Below are 24,291 nucleotides of genomic sequence, written 5' to 3' on the forward strand. Positions count from 1 at the left end.
AGGCTATTGGCCCTTGGAAGTACTGCCATAATGAGGCCCGATAAAGCTCCATTCAGCAACCGGCACTTTCACTATCATCACCGAATCCTGTTTGAATTTTTTAGCATACAGAGATGCCAGTGTTTTGGCCTTTTTAACGCCCTGCTCGTCTACAATCACGGTCACGACTTTCGAGCGCTCTGGCTTACCTTTGTAGTAGCCCACCGAGTCCACGACATTAAAGCCATCAAAGGTCTTCACTATCTCGTCATTTTGAAACGCTTGCCATTGCTCCAGCGAGACACCGCCGCCATCTGGCAATGACAGCCCAAAGAACAACCTGAGCCGATAGACTTCATCGGCGTAAGAAGGAAATGTACCCAGTAGTGCAGCAATTAAAAAAATAACAGGGCCTAGATTTTTTCTCATTGTTCTTCCCTTGATTAGATAAACATAAGCCCTGAGGCGAAATGTATCTTACATGATCTTTTTTGTTAATGCGCCACTAGGTTGCGCGAAACACATAGTGCTGAATTCGCCTATGTGTATAAGAAGACCCTTTGCATTTCCCTGAGCCTATTCACCTCCATCACCACCTCCATCACCACCTCCATCACCCGGGGTGTCTGTTGAGCCGCTAAAGTACCAGCCTCTGTCGGTGTTACCAAACTCCATCTTGCGACTTATCGCGAAACTCAAAATAGAGCCAAAAACAGGCAAGAACAGCGCGATTAGCAGCAATTTTAACTTTGTTTTAAGTGTTAGTGTCGGGGTCAGACAAACCCGCGTACCAATAATTACACACAACACCATATGTATTGCCAACAGCCATATTAAATACATAACTATCCTTATTTAATTTTGATTTCCTGGCTCAATACCTGAGCAATGCTGAATATACCCTCCCAGACCCTTAGATATTTCAAAAGAATGCTTAGCCCTGTTGGTTGAGAGATTGTTGAAGCTGCCTGTCACTAAGCATTGCTGCATTTCGGAGCTTTTTGAGCTCGCCTAGCAGGATTACTCTGTCAAAGCCTCGATATTCCCTGCCACTATCCGTACGTTTTTCAAGGCCACTGATTGAGTTATAGGCTTGCATATGTCCGGCATATTGTCCGGTCGAATCAATGGAAAAGAAAAACGGAAAGGTTCGTATCGCTTCGGAGTTGACCCCAATGCCTTCAATTGCTTCGGCTCCATTGGGTGAATAATCTGCCTCTATATAGGCCACAACAAAGTTGTCTGAGACATATTTATTCAGGTCCAGTGCCTTACGGTCTATATTTCTTGAACCTCTTTCATACATTTTCCACTTCAGCGGCTCATTATCATATTGCCATTCATAAACATATTTTCGACGCTGACCATCAATGTACTTATCAAAAACATGGCACCAGATGCACCACTCGGCGCCATACACGAGCAATACCGTTTTATTGGTTGAGTTTGCTTCCAGCAAAGCCATTTTAATGATGTTCTTTTGATCCGAACATTCGTCGTATATTTTTGCAACACCTCCTCTGCAATCGAGACTTATATCACGGGGGTATTTAGCAATTTTGCTTTTAGCAGAAGAGAAAAAAGCAACAAACAATAAGAAAAGCAGGACTATTACTTTCATCAGTTGAACACCCTATAAAGTATGCCAGTCGGGACCTATTGAACCCTGTACTACTCACCTCTCAGATTCTCAACAGAAATTTTGTATTTCACACGCTCACCATACCTAAGTAATTGCGTATGGATGACATTAAGGGTACAGGCTTTTTTAGAAAGCTTTATTACAGGTCTGCTTTTCGTCTACAGCCAACAGAAAATATGCTTTTAGTCACGTGTTGACCCAACCAATACTCAATACGTAGCGACTACCCTCAGTGATTCTGCTTACGGCATGAGGTTCTGTATCAGGTCTGAATAATTTAACCCTTGACCAGTTCAGCAAGGTATTCTGGCAGACGAATTCGCCGCCTTGTTTGGCGTGTTTGAGGATAATATTGAGCCGGTAATGTTTGCCGGAGGTGACCTGATCCACGTGTTGTTTGATTTCACTGCCCGCCGGGAAATGGATCAGGTAACAGTCGAATTTGATGGGCCAGATTGCGCCACATAACAACATTTTATCGTAGCCCGAGTCTTGTCTTCCTGATTCCCAGCGCCATAGTTTTTTCAACATAACCTGCACTCACATGATGTCTCGCGCAGGGCGTGTTGGTATTACTGCGCTTAATCAATTTTAAAATTGTCCATAGTACGTTGTAGTGTATCACTGTTTAGTTTCATATCATCAAAGAGTCGCTTTAATGCTTGTGAGGTCTTAAGTTCTTCGTTTGCTGCGTCCAATACTGCTGTGGTGTTACTGGAAATATCCTGTGCAACAACAGACTGCTGCTGCGCTGCTGTTGCTACTGAGGTCGTGAGTTGCTCCACATGAGTACTGTGGTCACTCACCTGCATGGAGACCTGCCGGGTTTGCTCCACCTCACTCATAATATTACTGGCCAGCCCGGTATTTTCTTTGATGGCATTCACCACATTGCGACTAATGTCATTCAGGTTGCTGAGTAAAGTCGAGATCTGTTCAGATGAACCTTTACTGTTATTAGCAAGCCCCCTTACTTCATCAGCAACCACCGCGAAGCCCCGACCATGTTCGCCTGCTCTGGCCGCCTCAATAGCCGCATTAAGCGCTAACAGGTTGGTCTGATCGGCCACACTGCGGATTGAATCCAGGATAGTGTTGATCTCCTCCACCTGCTGCTCCATGTTCAATGCCATTTCATTGACCTGCTCCATATTCTGCGACAGTACATGCATGGCATCCAGATTACGTTGGTTGTCTTCAAGTAACTTTTTAGATTCATCATTGAGCTGATCACTGGCGTTTAACGTGTCTGACGCCGCTTTTGCGATGTCTTCGCTGGTTGCCGCCATTTGTTCAATTGCCGCTGCGATATTGGTGGCGAGACTCTGGGTGCGCTGCGCATCTTCAGTCACATGACCGGCGGCTTTTTCCATTTGATTACCAAGCTTAGTCCCTACATTAATGGACTTGGATAACCCCACCAGCAGATCCTTAAAAGCAAACACCGTATTGTGAATGGACTCTGAGATTTTACCCAACTCATCACTAGTTTTTAGCCTCACATCTAAGGTCAGATCACCATTATTCGCCACTTTAGTCAAAATACCGGTTAGCTCATTCAGCTCACTGCGCAACGAAGTAAACAAATGCGTATTGATCACTATGATGATAAGCATAAAAATCATAAACAACACAAACAACCAGATCATTTGACTGATCAGATCTGCTTTATACGCCTCACTGATTTCACGCGTATGTGCCCACTGGCTGTCGAGTAAAGCTTTAACGTCCTTAATTTGCCCGGTCGCCTGCGAAAACCACTGCCCACTATTCGGTAGTTGTGAATAATCAATGTTATCGCCCTTAGCAATGGCAGTGATCACCTTATCAAGCGACTGAGCACGGCTATCAGACATCAGCTGTTTATAGGCACTCAGCGTGTCTCCGGACAACGCCGTTTCAAGTTGCTCTTTTAACAAAGTAAGTTGCAGCTGATAGTAAGCAAGGTCCCGTTTTACAGCGTCATCGGCAGATTGCCTGGCCAGCACCCCATTTACTTTTCCCCGTAATTGTCCTTTGCGCTCTTTGCTCTGCGCCATCAAAAATGCGATGGACAAGTTGGACGCCAGTTCCCGGTTTGTGACATAAGCCTGCATGCGCATCGCGGTATTCAGAGCAAGTTGATTGACATGACTGTAATAATTAAATGCATTTTTGCCCTGCTGTTGATCCACCTGACGCCGCAACGCGCTCTTTTCTCTCAGCAGTGTAAACAAATTAGGTAGCCACTTTTGCACTTTGTCATCGTCTTTAAACGCACCATTGTACAAACCTTCCAGCGCAGCAACGGCAGCATCCGCTTTGATACGTTGCGCCGCCACAGCTTGTCGGGTTTGCCCGGTAGGGTTGCCCAAAAAGCCAGCCGTGAGCCCCCGCTCAACAGCATGATGATGCGCCACCTTTTCCATTGCATCCAGTAACCCTATGTAAGCGATGTCTTTTGAGGTTGCGTTAATGTCTTGCCAATACTGATAGACGACTTTGCTAAGCAAAATAAGCACAAAAATAAGTAAGGCAGCTGAGCTAATAATAGACAATTGAATAATAGAAAAGCGCTTAAGCAGATTCATGGTGTCTCCGGTATTCACTTAATGAACCCAATCAACTGCTTAATGACTGGATATCCTTATTGCTATTAAAGATAGTCAAAAATCTGCAAAGTCGACACTATCTGAGCTGCGACTATCGTAGGCATGTCTGCGCTTTGAAGGTACAGCTAATCACCCCGAGTGGCGACTGACCTACTACTCGAGCAATATCACTCTGGGATAGGCTTCTGAAGAGCGTTCATGATAAATATCGTTGAGATATTGAGCCAGTTCAGATTCATCCAGCTCGGGTGGGATCACGACATCATACCTATTTGCTTAATTAAGTGTTCTATTTTGAGGCGAGAAAATATAGTCGATAACACCGCTCTCGCGTCCTGCTATCGCTGAGGCACCTACGTCCATGTAGGCGAGGCAAAAATTTTGCTATTTAGTTCTTCTAAATGAGAAATTTTTAACGCTGTTAGCGTCAAATTTGCTCCTTCAAATAGACCAGGTATTAAGTGAAATTGGTATCATATACCCTGACGCGCATGCCCGTATCAGAATCATTAAACAGCTGCCATTGCGCCTCAACCCGGCTTACTGACATCCGTTTGCCAAATACATTAAACCTGAATGTCATCCGTACTCCTAAAAATAAAACAAAGCATAACAAGCAGTTTTTACTATTTGGCAGGAAAGTCGACAGGCTAGCTAAAAAGCTTTTCACTAAAGTGTGGGTTGGAGGTATTGATTGTCAATTTGGTGATTTGGGTCAGTTGCACTAGGCTGGTTTGGTCCCCCACACTCAGCTTTAAACACTCATTCTTGTGCGTATCACGGCACAAATCCAGGGCCACGCCCGAGCGCTGTTCACCGCTGCTCAGTTCGATAGTCACCGGATAGTGAAACAGGCAAACAATCTCAAAATAGTCGTAGTCGCTACAACTGATCACGCGCTTATGCTCCTGTTTTAAGTTTACCAATGACGATCCGGTTCACTGAGTGCTGTCGGAACAGGTTTGACGTCGTAATGACATCTTCAACTGTCGCGTCTGGTGATATATACAACCAAACACTTTCTGTTGAGTCCTCAAAGCGTAACTTATCTATTAATTCACCAAGCTTGCGGCGCTCAGCCAGAGGATAGCTCACCTTTTCATACATAAAGTATAGATGGCCACTCGTTAACAATTGCACTTTAATCGCTCTGTCATGTGCACAACGGTAATGGCAATGGTTGATTGCCTTTCCTTGAATAACAGGCACAGCCTGAATGGGTGTTTCTCGAGGAATAAAGAACAGTAGTAACAGCAGGGCCAAACTTAGACCCGCGTAACTCAGTATAGAAAATACCGAGTTATCGCTGCGGTGCTGTTGACGCAAGCGGGTCACGCATTTGCACTGTGCTGAAGGCCCAATAAATCGAGCAAAGCACTGTGAATTTGCAATTTAGGTGTCCCTTCGCTGTACGGCGCTACCGCAAGCAGAGGCGCATTTAATCGTTGTTTTAAGGTCTCCAGGTTAGCTTCATATTCCTGCATGGCAGGATCAACCTGATTGGCCACCCACCCTACGCAGCTCAAACCGGCTGCACTAATGGCTTGCTCGGTCAAAAATGCATGGTTCAGGCAACCCAGTTTCATCCCAACGACCAGGATCACAGGCAGTTGCTCCTGTTTAATCCAGTCGTACAAAAATTGGGTGTCGTTGATAGGTAACGCCCAGCCGCCGGCGCCTTCAACGAGCGTGTACTCTGCACCTAAGGTGCTTAATTCGCTATATTTCTCACTCAATGCCTCACAGCTAATGGTCACTCCGGCACGCTGCGCAGCAATATGAGGCGCAATAGGTGGCTCAAAACAAAATGGATTGATCTGCTCGTATTTACCATGTACAGAGGCTGCTTCCATGAGGCTCAGTGCGTCTTCGTTCACAAGCTGACCAAAGGCCTCTTCTGCGCCTGCTGCAAGCGGTTTAAAACCGAGCGCTTTCTTGCCTCTTTGCGCCAATAACTTAAGCAGTAATGAAGACACGTGGGTTTTGCCCACCTCAGTGTCTGTACCGGTGATAAAGAATGCACTCATAACTTAGTTAGCTCCATTAAGGCGACCTGATAACTCAACTGAGCCCGGCCATTCGTATGCGGGTACCCAGCCAATAATTTACGATATTGTGCTTTCCCCAGCAAGCCGCGACGCTGGCCTTCATGCTGTAATTGGTTGGCGCCAATCGCCTTTACTGATTTAAAGGCCGCCTGAGCCGTGCTAAAGGTTTCTTTCAGGCACATCAATTCAGCATCATCAATGACAAGCCCGGCGTCGTCGGCATGCGCCAGTAGCGCATCAAATGGGGTAAAGCGATTAACATGACAGTGCGCGTCTACGCTTTGCCAGGCCTGCTGTATTTCGCACAAAGAGCCGTCGGCTACAATGCTCAGGTAGGCTTTCCCCCCGGGCCTCAAAATCCGTTTTAGCTCTGCAAATAACCTGGCATGATCCTGACTCCACTGAATCGCAAAATTACTAAAAATAGCATCAACGCAGTTATCCGCGAGCGGTAAACTGTCCATATCCGCACAGATTTTAAGCGCATCTTCAGGACCTTGCCCCAACATACCAGCACTCAAATCCAATGCTACTAATTGCGTACAACGCTGACTTAACGCGTCGTAATGCTGCATGGGACCTGCGCCTAAGTCTAAAAGTCTGTTACATCGCTGAGTGATTTTCTTAAGTAAGATCTCTGCGGCCTGTTGCTGGACATTCGCATGCTGCACGTAAACCTGAGATGCACGCGAAAAACGCGAGGCAACCTGTGCTTTTACTGAAACACTCATATCGCCTCCTTAAGAGCATTTAGCAAGGTATCTATGTCTGCTGAGGTGTGCGCCGCAGTCAGGGTGATACGTAACCGGGCAGCATTTTGCGGTACTGTCGGTGGCCGGATGGCAGTCAACCATATTCCCTGCGCTTTCAATTGCTGTTGGGCTGCAAGTGCGTTATCTGCCGAGCCAAGCACAACAGGCTGTATGGCCGTTGTCGATGGCAGAACAGGAATACCCAGTTTCGCCGCTGTTTGAGTGAAATAGGCAATGTTATCTTTTAATGCTGCTCTTTGTGAGCTGGCACTGCGTAACTTAGTAAACTGCTTTATTGCAATTTCTGTCAGCATTGGCGACATTGCCGTGGAGTAAATGTATTCGCGACTGAATTGCAATAAATACTGCTGCACACGCTCACTACACAACACCGCAGCGCCCTGACAAGCCATCGCTTTACCAAAGGTGATCACCAACAACTCTGGTTTAACACCACTGTCAATACTGCCAAGCCCGTTATCACCCAACACGCCTAGTGCATGGGCATCATCAACCATCAGCCAGGCATTGTGCGTCTTTGCAAGCTGAGCGATATCCTCCAAAGGCGCGCAATCGCCGTCCATCGAAAATACACCTTCAGTCACTATCAGTTTGTTTTTTGCTTTAGACTTTTCCAGTCTCGCACGCAAATGAGTGATATCGTTGTGATTAAACCGCGTCAGCTTGGCCTGACTGTGTAATGCACCATCCAGCAAGCTGGCATGATTAAGCTTGTCCTGAAACAACTCAGATTCACGCCCTACAGCCGGATCGTTAAATAGCGCCTGAATCACGCTGGTATTCGCAGCAAAACCACTGGCGAACAACAATGCCCTGTCGAAACCAAAAGCATCACACAACTGTGCCTCAAAAGCCGAGTGGACTGATTGAAACCCCGTCACCAGCGCCGAACTGCGACTGCCGGGCTGAGCCGTCAGGCTAAGTGTTTCATCGGCCAAAGCAAGATAATCATTGCTGGCAAAATTCAGATAAGCTTTGCCGTCAACTTCGATTTCACGGGCTGACACTTTGCCTATACACTGACGACGACGCAGTAAAGACGCCGCAGCCCTGGCTTGAAGGGCTGCATCGATGAACTCAAAAGCCATTTAGTTGGCTTCGTAGAACAATTCAGACGTTGCTTTATCTGCGATTGCAGAATTCAGAGACGCTTCATAGGCCTCGTCTGAATAATCCTGACGTTTCTCCGGTTGCATGCCCAGCTTTTTAAGCAGGTTCATATCTGCATCGGCTTCGGGGTTCTCTGTGGTGAGTAGCTTATCGCCGTAAAAAATCGAGTTTGCACCTGCAAAGAAACACATAGACTGCATTTGCTCGTTCATTGCTGTACGACCCGCAGATAAACGCACATAGCTGTATGGCATCATAATACGTGCAACCGCAATGGTACGGATAAACTCAAAGTGATCTAAATCTTCAACGTCTTCTAGGGGGGTACCAGCCACTTTAACCAGCATGTTAATTGGCACACTTTCTGGTTGTTTAGGTAGATTCGCTAGCTGCATAAGCAGACCGTAACGGTCAGAGGCTTGCTCACCCATACCTACAATCCCGCCCGAACAGACTTTCATACCGGCATCACGGACGTGGTCGAGTGTATCCAGACGGTCCTGATAAGTACGTGTGGTAATGATCTGTTCGTAGTACTCAGGTGACGTGTCCAGGTTGTGGTTGTAGTAATCTAAGCCTGCTTCTCTGAGTGCATGTGCTTTGTCATTATCCAGCTTGCCCAGCGTCATACATGTCTCAAGGCCCAGCTCTCTGACTTCGCGCACCATCTTTTCGATATAAGGCATGTCGCGATCTTTTGGATCAGACCAGGCAGCACCCATACAAAAACGCGTTGCGCCCTTTTCTTTGGCCACCTTGGCTTGCGCAACCACTTTTTCGACTTCCATCAGGCGTTCACGTTCCAGATCGGTTTTGTAGTGGCCCGACTGAGGACAATATTTACAATCTTCCGGACAAGCGCCTGTTTTAATAGACAAGAGTGTAGAGATCTGTACTTCATTGGGATTAAAGTTTTTTCTGTGGATGCTCGCGGCATGAAACAACAGATCGTTGAATGGCATTTCAAATAGTGCTTTAACTTCTTTATGCGTCCAATCGTGACGTACTGTGCCCAATTCCATAATTATTCTCTTCTTTTGACTGACATTTTTTAGTCAGTTGTTATGACGGTGATTGGCTTAGTCTACTTCTTGCTTTACCATTGTCAACACAGACCACTTAAGCAAGGTTTACAAGTGAGCAATAATAACACAGTTGATTTAGCCTTCGATAAAGCACATATCTGGCATCCCTACACCTCTATGCTGGATCCGCTGCCCGTTTATCCGGCCAGTCATACTCTAGGCAATCGCATTCACCTGGAGACTGGCGAAGAATTGATTGATGGTATGGCATCCTGGTGGAGCGCTATTCATGGCTATAGTCACCCTGAAATTGTGGCAGCAATCACTGAACAAGCAGGCAAGATGAGTCATGTGATGTTTGGCGGACTCACGCACGCTCCGGCTGTTGAGTTGTGCAAAAAGCTGGTGGCCATGACTCCAGTGCCACTTAAAAAGGTATTTCTGGCTGACAGCGGCTCGGTCAGTGTTGAGGTGGCAATTAAAATGGCTCTGCAATACTGGCTAAGCAAGGGACATACGCGCAAAACTAAACTCATGACTGCCCAAAAAGGGTATCATGGTGATACCTTTGCCGCCATGAGCGTGTGCGATCCGGTTAATTCCATGCACAGTATGTATCAGGGCTTCCTGCCGGAGCATATTTTCGTACCTGCACCATCCGGCCGCTTCAATGAACAAGCCTGCGAAGAAGAATTGCAGCAGCTCGAAGCGTCATTTGAGGCGCATCATCAGGATGTTGCGGCATTTATCATTGAGCCAATAGTGCAAAACGCCGGTGGCATGAACTTCTACCACCCGGACTACCTGAAAAAGCTCCGTTCACTGTGTGATAAGTATGACGTTTTGCTGATCCTTGATGAAATAGCCACAGGCTTTGGCCGCACTGGAAAATTATTCGCCTGTGAGCACGCCGACATCAGTCCAGACATCCTCTGTCTGGGTAAAGCCCTGACCGGTGGTACAATGACACTGTCTGCGACGCTTACCACTGATGAAATAGCCGTTGGGATCAGCCAGGGCGAAGCCAAAGTACTGATGCACGGCCCAACTTTTATGGGTAACCCACTGGCCTGTGCTGCCGCTAATGCTAGTCTGTCACTGTTGCAAAGCAATGTCTGGCAGCAACAAGTGCAGCGTCTGGAGCAAAGTTTACGGATGCTTGAACGTTGCAACGCGCTGGGTGCCGTGCAGGATGTCAGAGTGCTCGGTGCAATTGGAGTTGTTGAATTAAACCGTACAATTGACGTGGCGAAAATACAGCGTTTCTTTATCGAAAAAGGCTTATGGATCCGCCCGTTTGGCAAACTCATTTACCTCATGCCCCCCTATATCACATCGGATGATGATATTGCACACCTGGCAAACGGCATCTATCAGGCCATCGAACAGGATGCGTATTAATTAAGAGCAGCACCGCAATAAAGTTCGACAAAAATGCAAAGTTGGTAATTTTTTTGCCAATTTTGCAATTATTTACGATATTTCATCGATTGTACCTGAAATCATTTCACGGCTTTGTTAGACTAGGCGACTTTGATTGTAAATTCCGAATAAAGTCGAGAATCGAGCTACTATGCAACAAACCGTCAAATTGCAGCCAGCTGAAGCTTATCAGCCGCCCCGCTTTACTGTTTATCAACATCGTCAGATTGATAAAATTGAGCAACTTGAAAAACTGCCTGAGCACCTGCGTTTCCAGATGAAGGTGGTTGCAAATGTTTTCCCTTTCCGCGTTAATAACTATGTTATTGAAGAACTCATTGACTGGGACAAGGTGCCCAATGATCCCGTTTTCCAGCTTACTTTCCCGCAACGTGGCATGCTGGACGATGAGTCTTATGAAGAAATGGCAGCGCTGCTAAAGCGCGAGCATACGCCAGAAGAAGTCTTCGAGCTGTCGACTAAACTAAGACAAAAGCTCAACCCGCACCCGGCCGGTCAGATGGACAAAAACGTCCCGACCTTTGACGGAGAGCGTGTAGAAGGCATTCAGCACAAGTATAAAGAAACCGTCTTGTTCTTCCCGGCACAGGGCCAGTACTGTCACTCTTATTGTACTTTCTGTTTCCGTTGGGCACAGTTCGTAGGTAAAGCAACACGCTTTAACAACAACGATGAAGAGCTACTGCACAGCTACCTGGAAGAGCATACCGAAGTCACCGATCTTCTTATGACAGGTGGCGACCCTATGGTAATGCGTACAGTAAAACTGCGTAAGTACCTCGAAGCGCTAAAAGAGCCGCGCTTTGATCACATTCGTACTATCCGTATTGGTACCAAATCTCTGACTTTCTGGCCATTCCGTTATGTCACAGATCCAGACGCACAAGACTTGTTGGCACTGCTCAAAGAGCTGGTTGATGCCGGAAAGCATGTGTCAATCATGGCACACGTTAACCACAAGCAAGAGCTGCGCACTGACATTGCTAAAGAAGCGATTAAGCTGCTGCGCAAAACGGGTGCTCAGATCCGGACTCAGGCCCCGCTACTTAACCACCTTAACACCGACCCTGAAATGTGGTCTGAAATGTGGAAAGAGCAAACTCAGATGGGCATGATCCCATATTACATGTTCATTGAGCGTGACACCGGCGCCAAGCGCTACTTTGAGTTACCGTTGTACAGAACCTGGGAAATTTTCCGTGACGCTTATAAAGAGGTTTCGGGTGTAAGCCGGACGGTACGCGGACCTTCTATGAGTGCGGGTCCAGGTAAAGTCGAGGTTTCAGGTGTGACTGAAATCAACGGTGAGAAAGTATTCGTGTTGCGTTTCATTCAGGCACGTAACCCGGACTGGGTTCAGAGACCTTTCTTTGCCAAATATGATGAAGAAGCGACCTGGCTGGACGGCCTCAAGCCGGCATTTGGCGAGGAGAAGTTCTTCTGGCAAGACGAATACGACGCCATGTAAGGCATTAATGCATAAGAAAGCCGACATTCACGTCGGCTTTTTCTTTATTTGATAACCCACTGTTTTTGGTTACCATTCGAACATATACGCCATTTTGCTAATAGTTCTCAGAGCGACGCCATGTGTGTTGCGTTTAGCATATAAATGCTGCATCGACTTATCTTTGACTTCGCCAACAATCACTTCTTTGACCTGATACCCCATCGCCTGTGCAGCACTGGCATAGGCCACAAACTCCCAGCGTTTGATATTAGGGTTATCAGCTATCACCAGCGGGATCCCCTCAGCCAGCGCATTAATAAAGCGTGCCAGATTCAGATTATGATATTCCGGTAACCTGAACTTCTCAAAATGGTACTCGCCTTGCTCATTATGAAAGTAATCATCTGTTGCACAAATGACAAATTGTGTCTCGTCACCCGCCACCAGCTCGTCAGCCAGCGCATACGCGTAATGTGTTTTCCCAGAGCCAGGTAATCCCCGTAATATAAATGCCTGTTTCATCTATTGAACGACTTATATCCAGTTTTTCTTAGTAGTAGAGTGACATAATGCCATAATTTTCGCATTTAAGTAATTTATCGAGTACCTGCAAGCTGTTTTTTAGTGTTGCGTCATTAATCTTGCTCACTATCTCCGGGAAGAACCAACTCAAATGGTCAATTATCGAACTCACATCCCCTGTCAGTTGCCATTGGGTGTAAAAAAGCCCAAAGAAATTGCCCTACTCTGGCATTTGGTGGTTTTTTTATGTGTCTATCGCAGGTAAGATACGACATAGCTGACTGCGCAAAAAGCGTGGTCATGGCAGTGAGTTAAACAACACACGCAACAGACTAATTATAAATAATCATTTTGGAGTAAAGATGAGCCACACAGCGATAACGGAGCTACTAGCAGGCACCGTTGCGGTAGACAGCCAGGTTACTGTAAAAGGCTGGATCCGTACACGACGCGATTCAAAAGCAGGTATTTCATTCCTAGCCGTCCACGACGGTTCTTGTTTCGATCCTATTCAAGCCGTAGTCCCTAATTCGCTTAATAATTATGAAGAAGTGACTCGTCTTACCGCAGGCTGCTCTGTAGCTGTTACCGGCGTTCTGGTTGCCTCTGAAGGTCAGGGTCAGGCATTTGAAATTCAGGCTAACAAGGTCGAAGTTCTGGGCTGGGTTGAAAATCCGGATACCTATCCAATGGCCGCTAAGCGTCACAGTATCGAGTATCTTCGTGAGCATGCTCACCTGCGTCCGCGCACTAACGTAATTGGTGCGGTTACCCGTGTTCGTAACTGCCTGTCACAGGCTATCCACCGTTTCTTCCATGAACGAGGATACATGTGGATCAGCACGCCTATTATCACAGCAAGTGACTGTGAAGGTGCCGGTGAAATGTTCCGTGTTTCTACACTGGATATGCAAAATCTGCCACGTACTGACAAAGGTGATATTGATTACAGCGAAGACTTCTTCGGTAAAGAAGCGTTTCTGACTGTATCTGGTCAGCTAAACGGTGAAACCTATGCCAGCGCAATGTCAAAGATTTATACTTTTGGCCCAACATTCCGTGCTGAAAACTCCAATACATCACGCCACCTGGCTGAGTTCTGGATGGTTGAGCCTGAAGTTGCTTTTGCCGATCTGGACGACATCGCCGCTCTTGCTGAAGATATGCTGAAATATGCCTTTAAGGCCGTACTGGATGAGCGCCGTGATGACATGGAGTTCTTTGCCCAGCGTATCGAAAAACAGGCTATTACACGTCTTGAGTCATTCATCGACAAAGACTTTGCACAGGTTGACTATACCGATGCTATCGAGATCCTGAAAAACTGTGGTAAGAAGTTTGAATTCCCGGTTGACTGGGGCGTAGATCTGCAATCGGAGCACGAACGTTACCTGGCTGAAGAACACTTTAATGCGCCTGTCGTTATCAAGAACTACCCGCGTGATATTAAAGCCTTCTACATGCGTCAGAATGAAGACGGAAAAACCGTTGCGGCGATGGACGTTGTAGCACCGGGTATTGGCGAAATCATCGGTGGCTCTCAGCGTGAAGAGCGCCTTGATGTTCTGGACCAACGCCTTGAAGAAATGGGCCTGGATAAAGAAGATTACAGCTGGTACCGCGACCTGCGTAAATACGGCACAGTGCCACACTCGGGCTTTGGTCTGGGTTTTGAGCGTTTAGTTGCTTACGTAACGGGTATGGGCAACGTCCGTGACGTTATCGCCTTCCCGCGCACAAAAGGCAGTGCAACCTACTAATCTTATTGAGTGTTAAAAAGCCCCTTCCGGGGCTTTTTTTATATCAGCTGAACCTTATCGAGCTGCCACATAATTCTGACATGTACCCAATTCGGTATATCTGTGTGCGTGACCTTCTGTCATGGGGGCAACACCATGTAATGGACCACCATTGACACGCCAGTTTTTCCCTTCAAAGCTCACAACATCCCCTGTTTGATAAACACTGGGGTATGGTTGCCAGGCGTCACTACAAGGCTGACACTTAGGTAGCACCTCACCAATGGCATCTAACAACTTATTCTTGTCACCGCGTGCGTCCTGATGGAGTTCCCAGATAAAAATGCCGGGATAGCCATTGTCGGCAACAAATTGCGACTTTGTCCGAACCAATTCAGGGGTTTCCCAAAAGTGTAAATAGTTATCCATTTCATAGAAACCCGCGTTGTAGTCCACACCTAACCCATCAACAAAGGTCTCTACAATCTCACGCGCTGTGTACGTCGTCACCGGACCACTCACGCCATCAGGGAATGATTTATTATAAAAAGGTATTCCCAAGCTGGTTTTACTCACGTCGTACTTAGTGATCATGCTCTGGCTCCATTGCGCAGGATTCACCAGGCCATCATGGATATACGACCAGGCTGCGTGATGGTTTTTCGGTGAGCCACCCCAGCCTCCGGTGTAGTCGTAGGCCATAAAGCGAATGTAATCGGCATGGTCATCCAGATCTGGATGAAAATTAATGCCTGACCAGCCACCGGCCTGAACATCTACGCTCACTTCAAGATGTGCGGGTAATGCAGCTCTGAGATCTTTGACCAGGTTAAGCAAATAACCACTCTCTACCGGGTTTGGCTGGTTGTAGGTACTCCAGTCTTCCCAGTCGACATCGATACCGTCTAGGTTATGCAGCTCAGCGTAAGCAACCAGATTTTTTACCAGGTTTGCTCGCGCCTGTTCGTCCATCGACAGGAAATCAACCCCGGCACCGCCGACTGAAATCATTACACCGGTATTGTTAGCGTGCGCGTGTGCCACAATGTCATCAATATAGCGGTCGGCCTCAAGCGTGTTTAGCGTACCATCGGCGTTTGGATACGCAAATGCCACTATAATATGGGTGAGTTTATCAGTGGCCAGATCCTGAACATCCAGCTGACCGCCCGCAGGGTAATCCCAGGTGGAATAAAAGCCTTCCACCCTTGGGCAAAATGAATCTTGTGCCCAGGCCGCCTGCATTGACAGACCAGATATAGCTACAGCTAAAGTTAGACAGGTTTTCTTAAACATAACGTGCTCCATGTTGTATAAATATTAAACACAACAAATATCACGTTAACAAAAAATTTAAAAATGAAGAATTATAATAATGCCTTACACCAGGGCGCATACTTGTACACATTTTAGTACGCCCTTGTCAGTGTAATATTCAATTATTCACTTACTCTTTGAATAGAAGTTCGCAAAAATGTAATCCCGCTCTTTGATACTTTCGTGGCAGCTGGCACACACTTTTTGTATCGCACTATCCGTGCCTTTACCGGCTAGCAGTACTTTCCCTTGCTTATCAAACTGCACATATTCCCAATCACCGTGTGTAGGCGAGTAGCCAGGCTGACGTTTAATCATCATAGTGATCGTCAGAGCTTCATGGGGCGACCCCGACTGAGAAGAAAAATTCTCTTTTAAAACAATCGTGCCCGGTGAATAGGACTTAAAGTTAGGCACAGGCTCTTCTTCGTCTTCATCCTCATCGTAATCCTGATAGAGCCGCAAATACTCCAGGTAATTGCTTTCATACACTTTTACATCTTTATTCAGAAACACGACGATAAATTGCTGCCAATGTAATCCTGAGTGTTCAAACCCCGTTACGCGTGTCCAGTCTGTACGGTAATCGCTCAACTCAGCCTGATACTGTGGCGGTATTTTAAAGGGGTAAACCCCAAATGGATCTGCGATGACCTGGCCTGATGCAGCAATAAGACCAGCCGCCAGCGATAGCAAAACGCGTTTCATACGCTGCGCCTTATTTTAGAGTTAGACTTAAATTGGCTCTGAGTTTTCCCTTGTACATCACCTCTACCGACTTTGCTTCTCCAGGAGAAAGCGTAACCTCGACCGGCTCATATTTAGGAATTTGTAACACAAACGTACTGGCAGATCCGGCGTCTAAGTCGATTTTATAAGTTTTTTGTTTTTTCGTGAAAGGCAGTACCTGATAGGTATCAGAATTCACGTTGGCAATGTAACTGCGCATTTTGGGATGGATTTTGCAACCAATGCGAGTCAGTGTATTTTCTGACCAATCAGCAGACACTTTGGTTGTCTGACCCTGATTCATCAAACCCACATCAAATTTCACACCTGAATTGGGATCATTGGCAAAAATATTATGTTGAAACTCATCAGAGTTTTTAAAGGTGATCTCACCATTTTTACCCACCACAACCACTTTTTTGTCGAACACCTTATTCGCCTGGTCTAGTTCAGCAGCCTTGGGCCCTGCCCCATTTTTTGCATACAAGATACCTGCAAAAGGCGGCTTTTTAACGAAAGTAAGTTCACCGGTTAGTGTGGCAGCCTGTGCATTAAAAACCATGCATAGGCCCAGCGCTAGCATACGTTTAATCATGGTGTTTTTTCCTTTATTGAGGAATGATTGGTCGTTGGATAACAACGGGATCGGTCAACGCGGCCATAAAGGCAACCAAATCCGCCTTTTCCTGAGTTGATAGGTTGAGTGGCACAATGAGCGGGCTTACATTTTTTGTGCCCACAGCCCCCTTATCATAGTGTTCCACGACCTCTTCAAGCGTACCCAATGAACCATCGTGCATATAAGGTGCACTCATAATGATATTTCTTAAACCCGGGGTTTTAAAAGCCCCTTTGAATTGCGCACTTTTGTCTAGTTCGAAACGCCCGTTGTCTTTGTTATCTATCCCGATGTTATGAAAGCTATCGTCTGTAAAATTTTCACCGTCATGGCATTTGGTACACCGCCCTTTACCGACAAAGACACTTAGACCCCTGATTGCTGAAGGTGACATAGCAAATTTATTGCCCGCCAGATATTGGTCAAAGGGCGAGTTATCGCTGATGATGGTTCTTTCAAAGGCGGCGATGGCCCGGCCGACATTTTCAAATGAAATCTCACCGTAAATTTGCGCAAACTCGTCCCGATAGAACTTAACGTCCTTTAAACGTTTGACCACATCTTTGGGGGTCATTTGCATTTCCATATCAGATACCAGAGGCCCCAAAGCCTGTTCTTCCAATGAAGCGGCTCTGCCATCCCAGAAGAAAGTGACAGACCACGCCAGATTATACAAATGTGGTGCATTTCGACCCAAGATATCTCCTCCACTACCAATGCCTTTGGCCAGACCGTCACTAAAGCCCAGTTCAGGGTTATGGCACGTCGCGCAAGACTGGTTATGGTGCCTCGAAAGCCGGTTATCATAGAATAGCGTTTTGCCCAACAGGATTTCTCTGTCGCTTGGCTCCTCATCATCGGGGTACTCAATGTCATCTTTATCTGGGGTGCCTAGCCCCCCTAAGTTCATACCAGCGTTGGCCCCTACTTTCACGCTGGTTATACAAAATGCTGCAATCAAAAACACTTTCAACGCACTCATTTTCCCCCCTTCAACAACAAAGTTAAGGTTAATTTTTGAACTACAGCAAGGATTGACTATATTTTTCGATAATGCAAAAAAATAAACCCTATCACGCAACACCTGTTATATGAGTATTGCCTTATCTGCCAGGGCAGTTTCTTCGTGCTAGTTTATTAAGTGAGAACAAATGGATATATCACGCATCGTGCCAAGTATCGCGATACAGATGTTAATTGCTTTTGGTATCATTACGTCGCTCGGTATCTTCAGTAATTTTTTCGTCTACCTGAATACAGGCTCTATCGGACAGAGCTTTACGCAATTTTCATCGGTGTCATTACCGCTGGTAAAAGCGAATTCAGATTTAAGAATGGCGATACTAGAAACCCAGATTTCTTTGAAAGAACAAATCATCACAGGAAACAGTCCCGAAGAAAGACGCAACTCCATCGCAGCCAGACAAGCAGCATGGAACAATATCAACAAGCACTTTGCGCAATTGCAAGCACTGGCGCAGCAAACAGGCTTTGAAAATAGCATTCTGAGTACCATTGAACAAAACCTGCGCCAACTGAATACCGAGCAACAAGTTGTCTCCGATATTAGTAATACCGTAGACAACGAGCCCGCAGTCAAAATTCTGGTCACCCAGGCCATTCCGCTGGCCGAGTCTATGGTGGGGCTGTTATCAGAGCTCATAGAGTCCGAGCTTGAGCAAGAGCCCGACGAAGAGCGTATGGAGCTGTTTAAGCTCCTGGTTGACTCGAAAATGAGTTTTGCAACCGCAATCTCCGAGTTGCGTGCTTTTCTTTTGACAAGAGAGCAAAAAAATATAGACGGTTTCGATCAAGCCTGGTTTGCAAACAGCGATGCGTTTGTCGCCATTTTGGATGATTACGAAGAGTTGTTCAGTGAAGCTCAACTGATGAAATGGAGTGCTTATAGTGAAGAGCGGGAAAAGATTGCGCCACTGACGATTTTAGCCTTTGAGAAACAAGCCAGTCCTGACGCAAACTTCGCCACCAGACACTTACGTGAAGTGATTTCTCCATTGACTAAACAGATCTTTGCGCAACTCAATGAACTGAACTCTCATGTTGCTCAGGTATCCGCAAATGGGATTACCACCGTTGAAACCGCACTCAGCGATATGTTTATCGTCATTTCAATCGCTTCTTTGATAACAGTGATTATTGCCAGCTCAATCAGCTTGCTGTTCAGCAGCAAGCTCAAACAACGCGTTCAACTGTTACTGGAGCGCGCGCAAAATATTTCAGTTGGGAACTTTCAAACCAAAGAAAGCTACTTCTCAATGCATCATAAAGATGAATTAAATCAACTTTCAGAAAGCTTTAATCATATGACACTGTCGTTGTCTTCCACTATTTCAACCGTCCGTCGGCAGTCAAGGCAGGTTGGGCATTCTGCGCACCAGGTTGCAGCAATTGCAACCGAAATCAGCTCTGTCGCGAAAAGCGAAAATGACGGTTACAACCAGGTGATGCAGGTTATTGACTGCTTTATGGAACTGCTGCACGAATCAAGTAACGCAATAGAACAAAGCAAAGGCGTCCTGGACCAGGCCAGACAGGAAGCAGACTCTGGGATAGCAGCTGTAAACAGTAATTTAGAAGAAATGAACAGAACAGTCGAAGTGGTTGAAGTGGCCTCCAAAGAAGTCGGAGAATTACAGTCTGCCAGCGAGCAAATCGAAGCAGTAACAGATGCAATTTCAACCGTCGCAGACCAGACTGCGCTCATTGCACTGAATGCCGCGATTGAAGCAGCCAGAGCTGGAGAACAAGGAAGAGGTTTTGCGGTTGTCGCCGATGAGGTCAGAAGCCTGGCAAAGCGCACAGCCGCCTCCACTGACGAAATCAGACAGGTCATTACACAACTGCTGACTAAAGTGTCGGATGTCATCAATTTAATGACTAATATCATAGAGCAGGTCAATATTAGTAAAACACGCTCAGACGAAAGTGGCCAGGCACTGAAAGCGATGACCCTGACCATAGACAGGATCGTCTCTGCCAATGAGCAAATCGCTGAACGGTCAAACCGTCAAAGTGATCAAATGATTGAAATGCAGCTAAAACTGCAGCATTTGTTTGCGTCGCTCCAGCAAAATGCAGAAAAAGCCCAAATGGTCTCTATGATTGGCGGGGATTTATATCAAACGTCAGAGTTGGTCAATAACTTAATGGACAGTTTCTTCTTCGATGAAGATAAAGACTCCTATATTCAGCAACAACACGAGAAAAGGCGCTCTGACAGAGTCGAAGCAAAAATAAAACTAAACATTGAAACAGATGATCAAATCTATTCAACGATTACCCGGGAACTCAGCTGTGTTGGTTGCGGCGTTATTTTGAGTCAGCAGCTGAACCAGTCGCTGGATATTAACAGTACCGTGATCCTGACCCTGTACGAGCCAAAGAAAAATTACTCCGAATACATGCAGCAACAGCCACTAAAAATACCCGCTAAAGTGATTAGAAAAGAAGACCGTTCAGATGAGCATGCCTACTACGGCTTGGAATTTGATGTGAAAAACTCAGATCAGATAAAGGTACTAGAACAATTATATGCATTTTTTGATGAGTAATTGCCCGAGAGCCATTCAATGTAGAAGCCATTTATACTGAATAAATGGCTTCTCCTGCTATGTTATAGCACTTCCAGCAACTCTACATCAAAGATCAGAGTTGAGAATGGTGCAATTGAAGCACCTGCACCGCGCTCACCGTAAGCAAGGTCATGCGGTACGTATAGACGCCACTTAGAGCCAACAGGCATTAGCTGTAGTGCTTCAGTCCAGCCTTTGATTACGCCGTTTACAGGGAATTCAGCAGGCTGACCACGCTCGTAAGAGCTATCAAATACGGTACCATTGATCAGTGTACCATGGTAGTGAACACGAACTGTAGAGTCAGCAGCTGGCTTGTCGCCCTCACCTGCTTCGATTACTTCGTACTGCAGACCAGACTCAGTAACAGTGATTTCAGCGCGCTTTGCATTTTCTTCCAGGAATGCAGTGCCTTCAGCAGCCAGAACTTTAGCTTCTTCTTCACGACGCTTTTGAATTTCTGCATTGATTTTTTCGAATGCAGCCTGGATCTCAGGGATTTCTACACGGAATGCTTCACCGGCGTAGGCATCTTTCATACCTTCGAATACCGAGTTCAGGTTCAAACCTTCAAATGGGTTAGACTTAAGCTGTTCACCCATTTGCAAACCAATACCATAACTTGCCTTTTCAGCATCTGTGTTGAATAAATCTGACATATTAGATCCACTTATTTATCAGTTTAAAAGAAGCGGCAGTGTATCACAGCACACTGATGACTAACAGGGAGGTGAATAACTTTATAAAAACAGCGCTCAAAGGCGCTGTCAGTAGATACAGTGAAAAGAGCGTACTAATAATACGGCGTCAGAGCGTGCCTTATTAGCCTAATCTTGCTGTGCTTTGTTTTGGTTTTTAAGCTTAAACTCTCTGACAATGAAAGTGGCAAAAGGTAAGCTCAACGTCAACCCTATGATTAATTCGTTGCTATAGCCTGCTAGTCGCTCTGTAAAGTAACAACCGAAACCTACGACCCCAAACGCAGCAATCACCACACTGGCAATCATAGGTAGTAACTTTTCATACTTGGTGATGATGTGGCCGACTAACAAGTTAAAAGCGAAGGTGTATAACAAAGTAATCCAGATACTGGGATACGCTTGCCCGTCGATTGCCAGAACCAACGCAGCCTGCAAGCCGCTCAAATAGAAAAAACTGAAAATCACCCATAACGAACTATGAATAACAACCTGCTTAGTCATCACTGCCTCCGAACGAAAAAAACCGCCGTATAGGCGGTTTTGGGAATGAGGTGGCGGAGAGATAGGGATTTGAACCCTAGATACGCTATTAACGTATGCCGGTTTTCAAGACCGGTGCTTTCAACCACTCAGCCATCTCTCCGTTGTTGGCGCGAATTCTAAGGTGCTGAGATAAAAAAGTAAAGTCCTAATTCAGCTTTTTGCAAAATTCGCTTTCTAAATGGTCACCTTTTATACACCAAAGAGACACCAGCAATATTATTAAGCACCCGCTAGTAGTATTGCTTTGGTCTTCTCGCAACCCAAGCCCCTATGATACTTAACCCGACACACATAAGTATCACCAATGCCATATCAACAATACCCTGTGTCGGATCTATCACAGGATGAAGATGTTCCAACAACACAGGGATCACTGACATTACAGCAACGCAACTAAGCACTTTAAACGCACGACTGAAGTCAAAGCGTCGGCTATAGTTCATCCAGCTGGTTAAAATAAGCAAAAAGCACGCAGGCGACAACAGCGCCAACCAAACTTCACTGATGTGAGGCAGCATGATGCCTGTTGAAATACACCCTAATACACCCCAAACAATCCAGGTCCACCAATTCTCCCGCTCTTTTAAAAATAGATTGCCCATTACTATTCTTCTTATAATTGTGTTCTGAGACTGCCAGACATTAGCCTAACAAAGATTCAGGTCACAAAACAACCGCAGGACGAATAATTAGTGCACCAAGTTCCCTTTTTAAAGACGGATGTCATTATATCGGTCCCTGGACGCAACGAAGCGATGTGTTTATTTCGTTTCATGCACAAATAGTTCACTCACCGATATCTTCATTCCATAAATCTGGACGGGCTTTAATGAATTCATCCATCATTTCGATACATTCAGCGTCCTGACGGACTTCAAGTTTAACACCATGCTCTGCAAGCAAGGTTTCGCTACCCATAAAGTTCTTGTTTTCACCAATCACAACATTAGGAATGCCATATAGCATGATTGTCCCGGAACACATGGGGCATGGTGACAGCGTCGTATATAAAGTGCATTCTTTATATACCGATGCACTAAGACGCCCGGCATTTTCCAACGCATCCATTTCACCATGCAAAACAGTGCTGCCCTTTTGCACTCTCTGATTATGCCCACGTCCGATTATCTTGCCTTTGTGAACCAGGACAGAACCGATCGGGATCCCACCTGTATCAAGCCCTTTCTTCGCTTCTTCAATCGCTGCAGCTAAAAACTTGTCCATCATTGTACTCCTGATGTTGGCTATACCAATCCGCATAAATCAAATGTCAGTCCAGAAAAGAAAACCTGTCGCTTTGATGTCAAACGCAGTGGTCAGTAACCTGTGCTCAATGAGACCATTACTCTCCACAAGCTACTGGCCATTCTTCTGACTCGTTCAGTCATATCCAGATTGCTGTTACTCGGTTTAAAAGCTGTGTAGCTAACACAGCATCATTTAAACTAGCACGCAATTGAGGATAAAATAAGAATAACTCAGTCCAGGTTATACCAATTTGCTTCATTAAATGATCTATTTTGAGGCGGGAAAATAGGGTCGATAGCACCGCTCCCGCGTCATGCTATCACTGAGGCACCTACATCCCTATCGGCGAGGCAAAAATTTGTAAGCCTATGTCTACCAAATGAGAAATTTTTAACGCTGTTAGCGTCCTATTTACTCCTTCAAATCGACCAGGTATTAAGTGAAATTGGTATTAACCCCCGTGACTGCGAGGCTGAGTGACAGTTACCTGGAAGCCTGGTACCTGTAAGCTTGGTTAAGCTGCTGAGCTTGCATATCATCTATTACACCCTGCTTATTCAATACGGCAATGATTGAACCCGGCTTACGAGCCAGGGTAACAGCGATTTTATCAATCTCTACGTTCCCTTTATATTGCTCAAGTACCTGCTTTATATCTTCGTCAGACCAAGGTAAGCCGTAATTCTCGGGCAACCCTTTATCCAGGTTGTCCTGTTGTTTTTGAGCCAGGGTTTTCTTTACCTTTTTCGGTTTTGGCTGCCATTGTAAAGACTGGAAAAGTGCTCTGATCACATCGGGATGGTTATACGGCGACTGTGCGGGCAGGATTTCTCCTGTGATAGGGTCAATGCCATTGGCGAGGCCATACACTATACTGGTCACTTGTTGCTGGTCCATATCTGCTCCTTGATTTAAAAAATAACAATGCGTCAACTTCCTGTAATACCAATTTGCTTAATTAAGTGTTCCATTTTGAGGCGAGAAAATAGGGTCGAAAACACCGCTCCCGCGTCCTGCTACCGCTGAGGCACCTACATCCCTATAGTCGAGGCAAAAATTTGTGAACCTACGTCTAAGGTATAAGGTTCTAAATGAGAAATTTTTAACGCTGTTAGCGTCCTATTTGCTCCTTCAAATAGACCAAATATTAAGTGAAATTGGTATAATAATATGAGTGTAGCAGGCTTGTCTGAGTTAGGTTGTTTTTTCCGCTAATGAG

27 protein-coding genes and 1 tRNA gene are annotated in these 24,291 nt (G+C 45.8%); 4 read left to right on the plus strand and 24 right to left on the minus strand.

Going from position 1 to position 24,291, the window contains the following annotated elements; translation table 11 throughout:
- Positions 1-3: 3 nt before the first annotated feature.
- From PRUB_RS12545 to bioB, 13 genes are all read right to left on the minus strand, one after another.
- Complete coding sequence (locus tag PRUB_RS12545) at positions 4-408, minus strand: DUF3574 domain-containing protein (RefSeq protein WP_010384573.1); 405 nt, start codon at positions 406-408, stop codon at positions 4-6.
- A 147-nt stretch (positions 409-555) separates the two neighbouring features.
- Positions 556-822, minus strand: coding sequence for a hypothetical protein (locus tag PRUB_RS12550; protein WP_010384571.1), 267 nt, complete (start codon positions 820-822; stop codon positions 556-558).
- A 91-nt stretch (positions 823-913) separates the two neighbouring features.
- Positions 914-1,600 carry a thioredoxin domain-containing protein gene (locus tag PRUB_RS12555; protein WP_010384570.1) on the minus strand — a complete coding sequence of 229 codons (687 nt, stop codon included), beginning with the start codon at positions 1,598-1,600 and terminating at the stop codon, positions 914-916.
- A gap of 207 nt (positions 1,601-1,807) precedes the next feature.
- On the minus strand, positions 1,808-2,152 hold the full coding sequence (locus PRUB_RS12560; protein WP_010384567.1) for a hypothetical protein: 345 nt from the start codon (positions 2,150-2,152) through the stop codon (positions 1,808-1,810).
- Positions 2,153-2,202: 50 nt separating this feature from the next.
- Positions 2,203-4,191, minus strand: a complete 1,989-nt coding sequence (locus tag PRUB_RS12565; protein ID WP_010384566.1) for a methyl-accepting chemotaxis protein — start codon at positions 4,189-4,191, stop codon at positions 2,203-2,205.
- A gap of 174 nt (positions 4,192-4,365) precedes the next feature.
- Positions 4,366-4,470 (minus strand): DUF7661 family protein, encoded by a 105-nt coding sequence (locus tag PRUB_RS26750; RefSeq protein WP_422624198.1) that lies wholly within the window; start codon positions 4,468-4,470, stop codon positions 4,366-4,368.
- Between the two features lie 199 nt (positions 4,471-4,669).
- Entirely contained in the window at positions 4,670-4,795 is a 126-nt protein-coding gene (locus PRUB_RS26605; RefSeq protein WP_010384564.1) for a DUF7661 family protein, read from the minus strand.
- A gap of 67 nt (positions 4,796-4,862) precedes the next feature.
- Positions 4,863-5,108, minus strand: a complete 246-nt coding sequence (locus PRUB_RS12570; RefSeq protein WP_010384562.1) for a Rho-binding antiterminator — start codon at positions 5,106-5,108, stop codon at positions 4,863-4,865.
- 4 nt (positions 5,109-5,112) lie between these two features.
- Positions 5,113-5,547, minus strand: coding sequence for a hypothetical protein (locus PRUB_RS12575; protein ID WP_010384560.1), 435 nt, complete (start codon positions 5,545-5,547; stop codon positions 5,113-5,115).
- On the minus strand, positions 5,544-6,239 hold the full coding sequence (gene bioD, locus PRUB_RS12580) for a dethiobiotin synthase (protein ID WP_010384558.1): 696 nt from the start codon (positions 6,237-6,239) through the stop codon (positions 5,544-5,546). Before bioD ends, PRUB_RS12575 begins: the two co-directional genes overlap by 4 nt.
- Positions 6,236-6,991, minus strand: a complete 756-nt coding sequence (locus PRUB_RS12585; protein WP_010384557.1) for a methyltransferase domain-containing protein — start codon at positions 6,989-6,991, stop codon at positions 6,236-6,238. The genes bioD and PRUB_RS12585 overlap by 4 nt, the downstream gene beginning before the upstream one ends.
- The gene (locus PRUB_RS12590) at positions 6,988-8,121 is read right to left on the minus strand and encodes an aminotransferase class I/II-fold pyridoxal phosphate-dependent enzyme (protein ID WP_010384555.1); all 1,134 of its coding nucleotides are present in this window, start codon (positions 8,119-8,121) and stop codon (positions 6,988-6,990) included. The genes PRUB_RS12585 and PRUB_RS12590 overlap by 4 nt, the downstream gene beginning before the upstream one ends.
- Positions 8,122-9,165 (minus strand): biotin synthase BioB, encoded by a 1,044-nt coding sequence (gene bioB, locus PRUB_RS12595; protein ID WP_010384553.1) that lies wholly within the window; start codon positions 9,163-9,165, stop codon positions 8,122-8,124.
- Between the two features lie 114 nt (positions 9,166-9,279).
- Between bioB and bioA the strand changes: the two genes are divergently transcribed.
- A complete protein-coding gene (gene bioA, locus PRUB_RS12600; RefSeq protein WP_010384551.1) occupies positions 9,280-10,569 on the plus strand; it encodes an adenosylmethionine--8-amino-7-oxononanoate transaminase in 1,290 nt (429 codons plus the stop codon).
- Positions 10,570-10,741: 172 nt separating this feature from the next.
- Positions 10,742-12,079 carry a KamA family radical SAM protein gene (locus PRUB_RS12605; RefSeq protein ID WP_010384549.1) on the plus strand — a complete coding sequence of 446 codons (1,338 nt, stop codon included), beginning with the start codon at positions 10,742-10,744 and terminating at the stop codon, positions 12,077-12,079.
- Positions 12,080-12,148: 69 nt separating this feature from the next.
- On the opposite strand, the gene PRUB_RS12610 is transcribed toward PRUB_RS12605, so the two are convergent.
- Positions 12,149-12,583 carry an AAA family ATPase gene (locus PRUB_RS12610; RefSeq protein WP_010384547.1) on the minus strand — a complete coding sequence of 145 codons (435 nt, stop codon included), beginning with the start codon at positions 12,581-12,583 and terminating at the stop codon, positions 12,149-12,151.
- A 362-nt stretch (positions 12,584-12,945) separates the two neighbouring features.
- On the opposite strand from PRUB_RS12610, the gene asnS reads away from it, so the two are divergent.
- Complete coding sequence (gene asnS, locus PRUB_RS12615; protein WP_010384545.1) at positions 12,946-14,343, plus strand: asparagine--tRNA ligase; 1,398 nt, start codon at positions 12,946-12,948, stop codon at positions 14,341-14,343.
- 54 nt (positions 14,344-14,397) lie between these two features.
- On the opposite strand, the gene PRUB_RS12620 is transcribed toward asnS, so the two are convergent.
- From PRUB_RS12620 to PRUB_RS12635, 4 genes are all read right to left on the minus strand, one after another.
- Complete coding sequence (locus tag PRUB_RS12620) at positions 14,398-15,618, minus strand: glycoside hydrolase family 18 protein (RefSeq protein WP_010384544.1); 1,221 nt, start codon at positions 15,616-15,618, stop codon at positions 14,398-14,400.
- A gap of 147 nt (positions 15,619-15,765) precedes the next feature.
- A complete protein-coding gene (locus PRUB_RS12625) occupies positions 15,766-16,347 on the minus strand; it encodes a cytochrome P460 family protein (protein WP_010384542.1) in 582 nt (193 codons plus the stop codon).
- Positions 16,348-16,357: 10 nt separating this feature from the next.
- The gene (locus tag PRUB_RS12630; RefSeq protein WP_010384540.1) at positions 16,358-16,963 is read right to left on the minus strand and encodes a cupredoxin domain-containing protein; all 606 of its coding nucleotides are present in this window, start codon (positions 16,961-16,963) and stop codon (positions 16,358-16,360) included.
- Between the two features lie 13 nt (positions 16,964-16,976).
- The gene (locus PRUB_RS12635) at positions 16,977-17,969 is read right to left on the minus strand and encodes a cytochrome-c peroxidase (RefSeq protein WP_010384538.1); all 993 of its coding nucleotides are present in this window, start codon (positions 17,967-17,969) and stop codon (positions 16,977-16,979) included.
- Between the two features lie 169 nt (positions 17,970-18,138).
- Between PRUB_RS12635 and PRUB_RS12640 the strand changes: the two genes are divergently transcribed.
- The gene (locus tag PRUB_RS12640) at positions 18,139-20,559 is read left to right on the plus strand and encodes a methyl-accepting chemotaxis protein (RefSeq protein ID WP_010384536.1); all 2,421 of its coding nucleotides are present in this window, start codon (positions 18,139-18,141) and stop codon (positions 20,557-20,559) included.
- A gap of 62 nt (positions 20,560-20,621) precedes the next feature.
- Here PRUB_RS12640 and PRUB_RS12645 read toward each other — a convergent pair whose 3' ends face one another.
- The 6 genes from PRUB_RS12645 to PRUB_RS12670 form a co-directional block, all read right to left on the minus strand.
- Positions 20,622-21,239, minus strand: coding sequence for a BamJ family beta-barrel-assembly machinery protein (locus tag PRUB_RS12645; protein WP_010384533.1), 618 nt, complete (start codon positions 21,237-21,239; stop codon positions 20,622-20,624).
- Positions 21,240-21,407: 168 nt separating this feature from the next.
- Entirely contained in the window at positions 21,408-21,782 is a 375-nt protein-coding gene (locus tag PRUB_RS12650) for a hypothetical protein (RefSeq protein ID WP_010384532.1), read from the minus strand.
- 51 nt (positions 21,783-21,833) lie between these two features.
- Positions 21,834-21,924, minus strand: a tRNA-Ser gene (locus tag PRUB_RS12655).
- 130 nt (positions 21,925-22,054) lie between these two features.
- The gene (locus PRUB_RS12660) at positions 22,055-22,426 is read right to left on the minus strand and encodes a hypothetical protein (protein WP_010384530.1); all 372 of its coding nucleotides are present in this window, start codon (positions 22,424-22,426) and stop codon (positions 22,055-22,057) included.
- A 184-nt stretch (positions 22,427-22,610) separates the two neighbouring features.
- Complete coding sequence (locus PRUB_RS12665) at positions 22,611-23,048, minus strand: nucleoside deaminase (RefSeq protein ID WP_010384528.1); 438 nt, start codon at positions 23,046-23,048, stop codon at positions 22,611-22,613.
- A 507-nt stretch (positions 23,049-23,555) separates the two neighbouring features.
- Positions 23,556-23,969: a UBA domain-containing protein gene (locus PRUB_RS12670; RefSeq protein ID WP_010384527.1), complete on the minus strand. Its 414-nt coding sequence runs from the start codon at positions 23,967-23,969 to the stop codon at positions 23,556-23,558.
- Positions 23,970-24,291 lie beyond the last annotated feature (322 nt).

The sequence above is a fragment of the Pseudoalteromonas rubra genome (assembly GCF_000238295.3).
In the GTDB taxonomy this organism is placed as follows: Bacteria; Pseudomonadota; Gammaproteobacteria; order Enterobacterales; family Alteromonadaceae; genus Pseudoalteromonas; species Pseudoalteromonas rubra.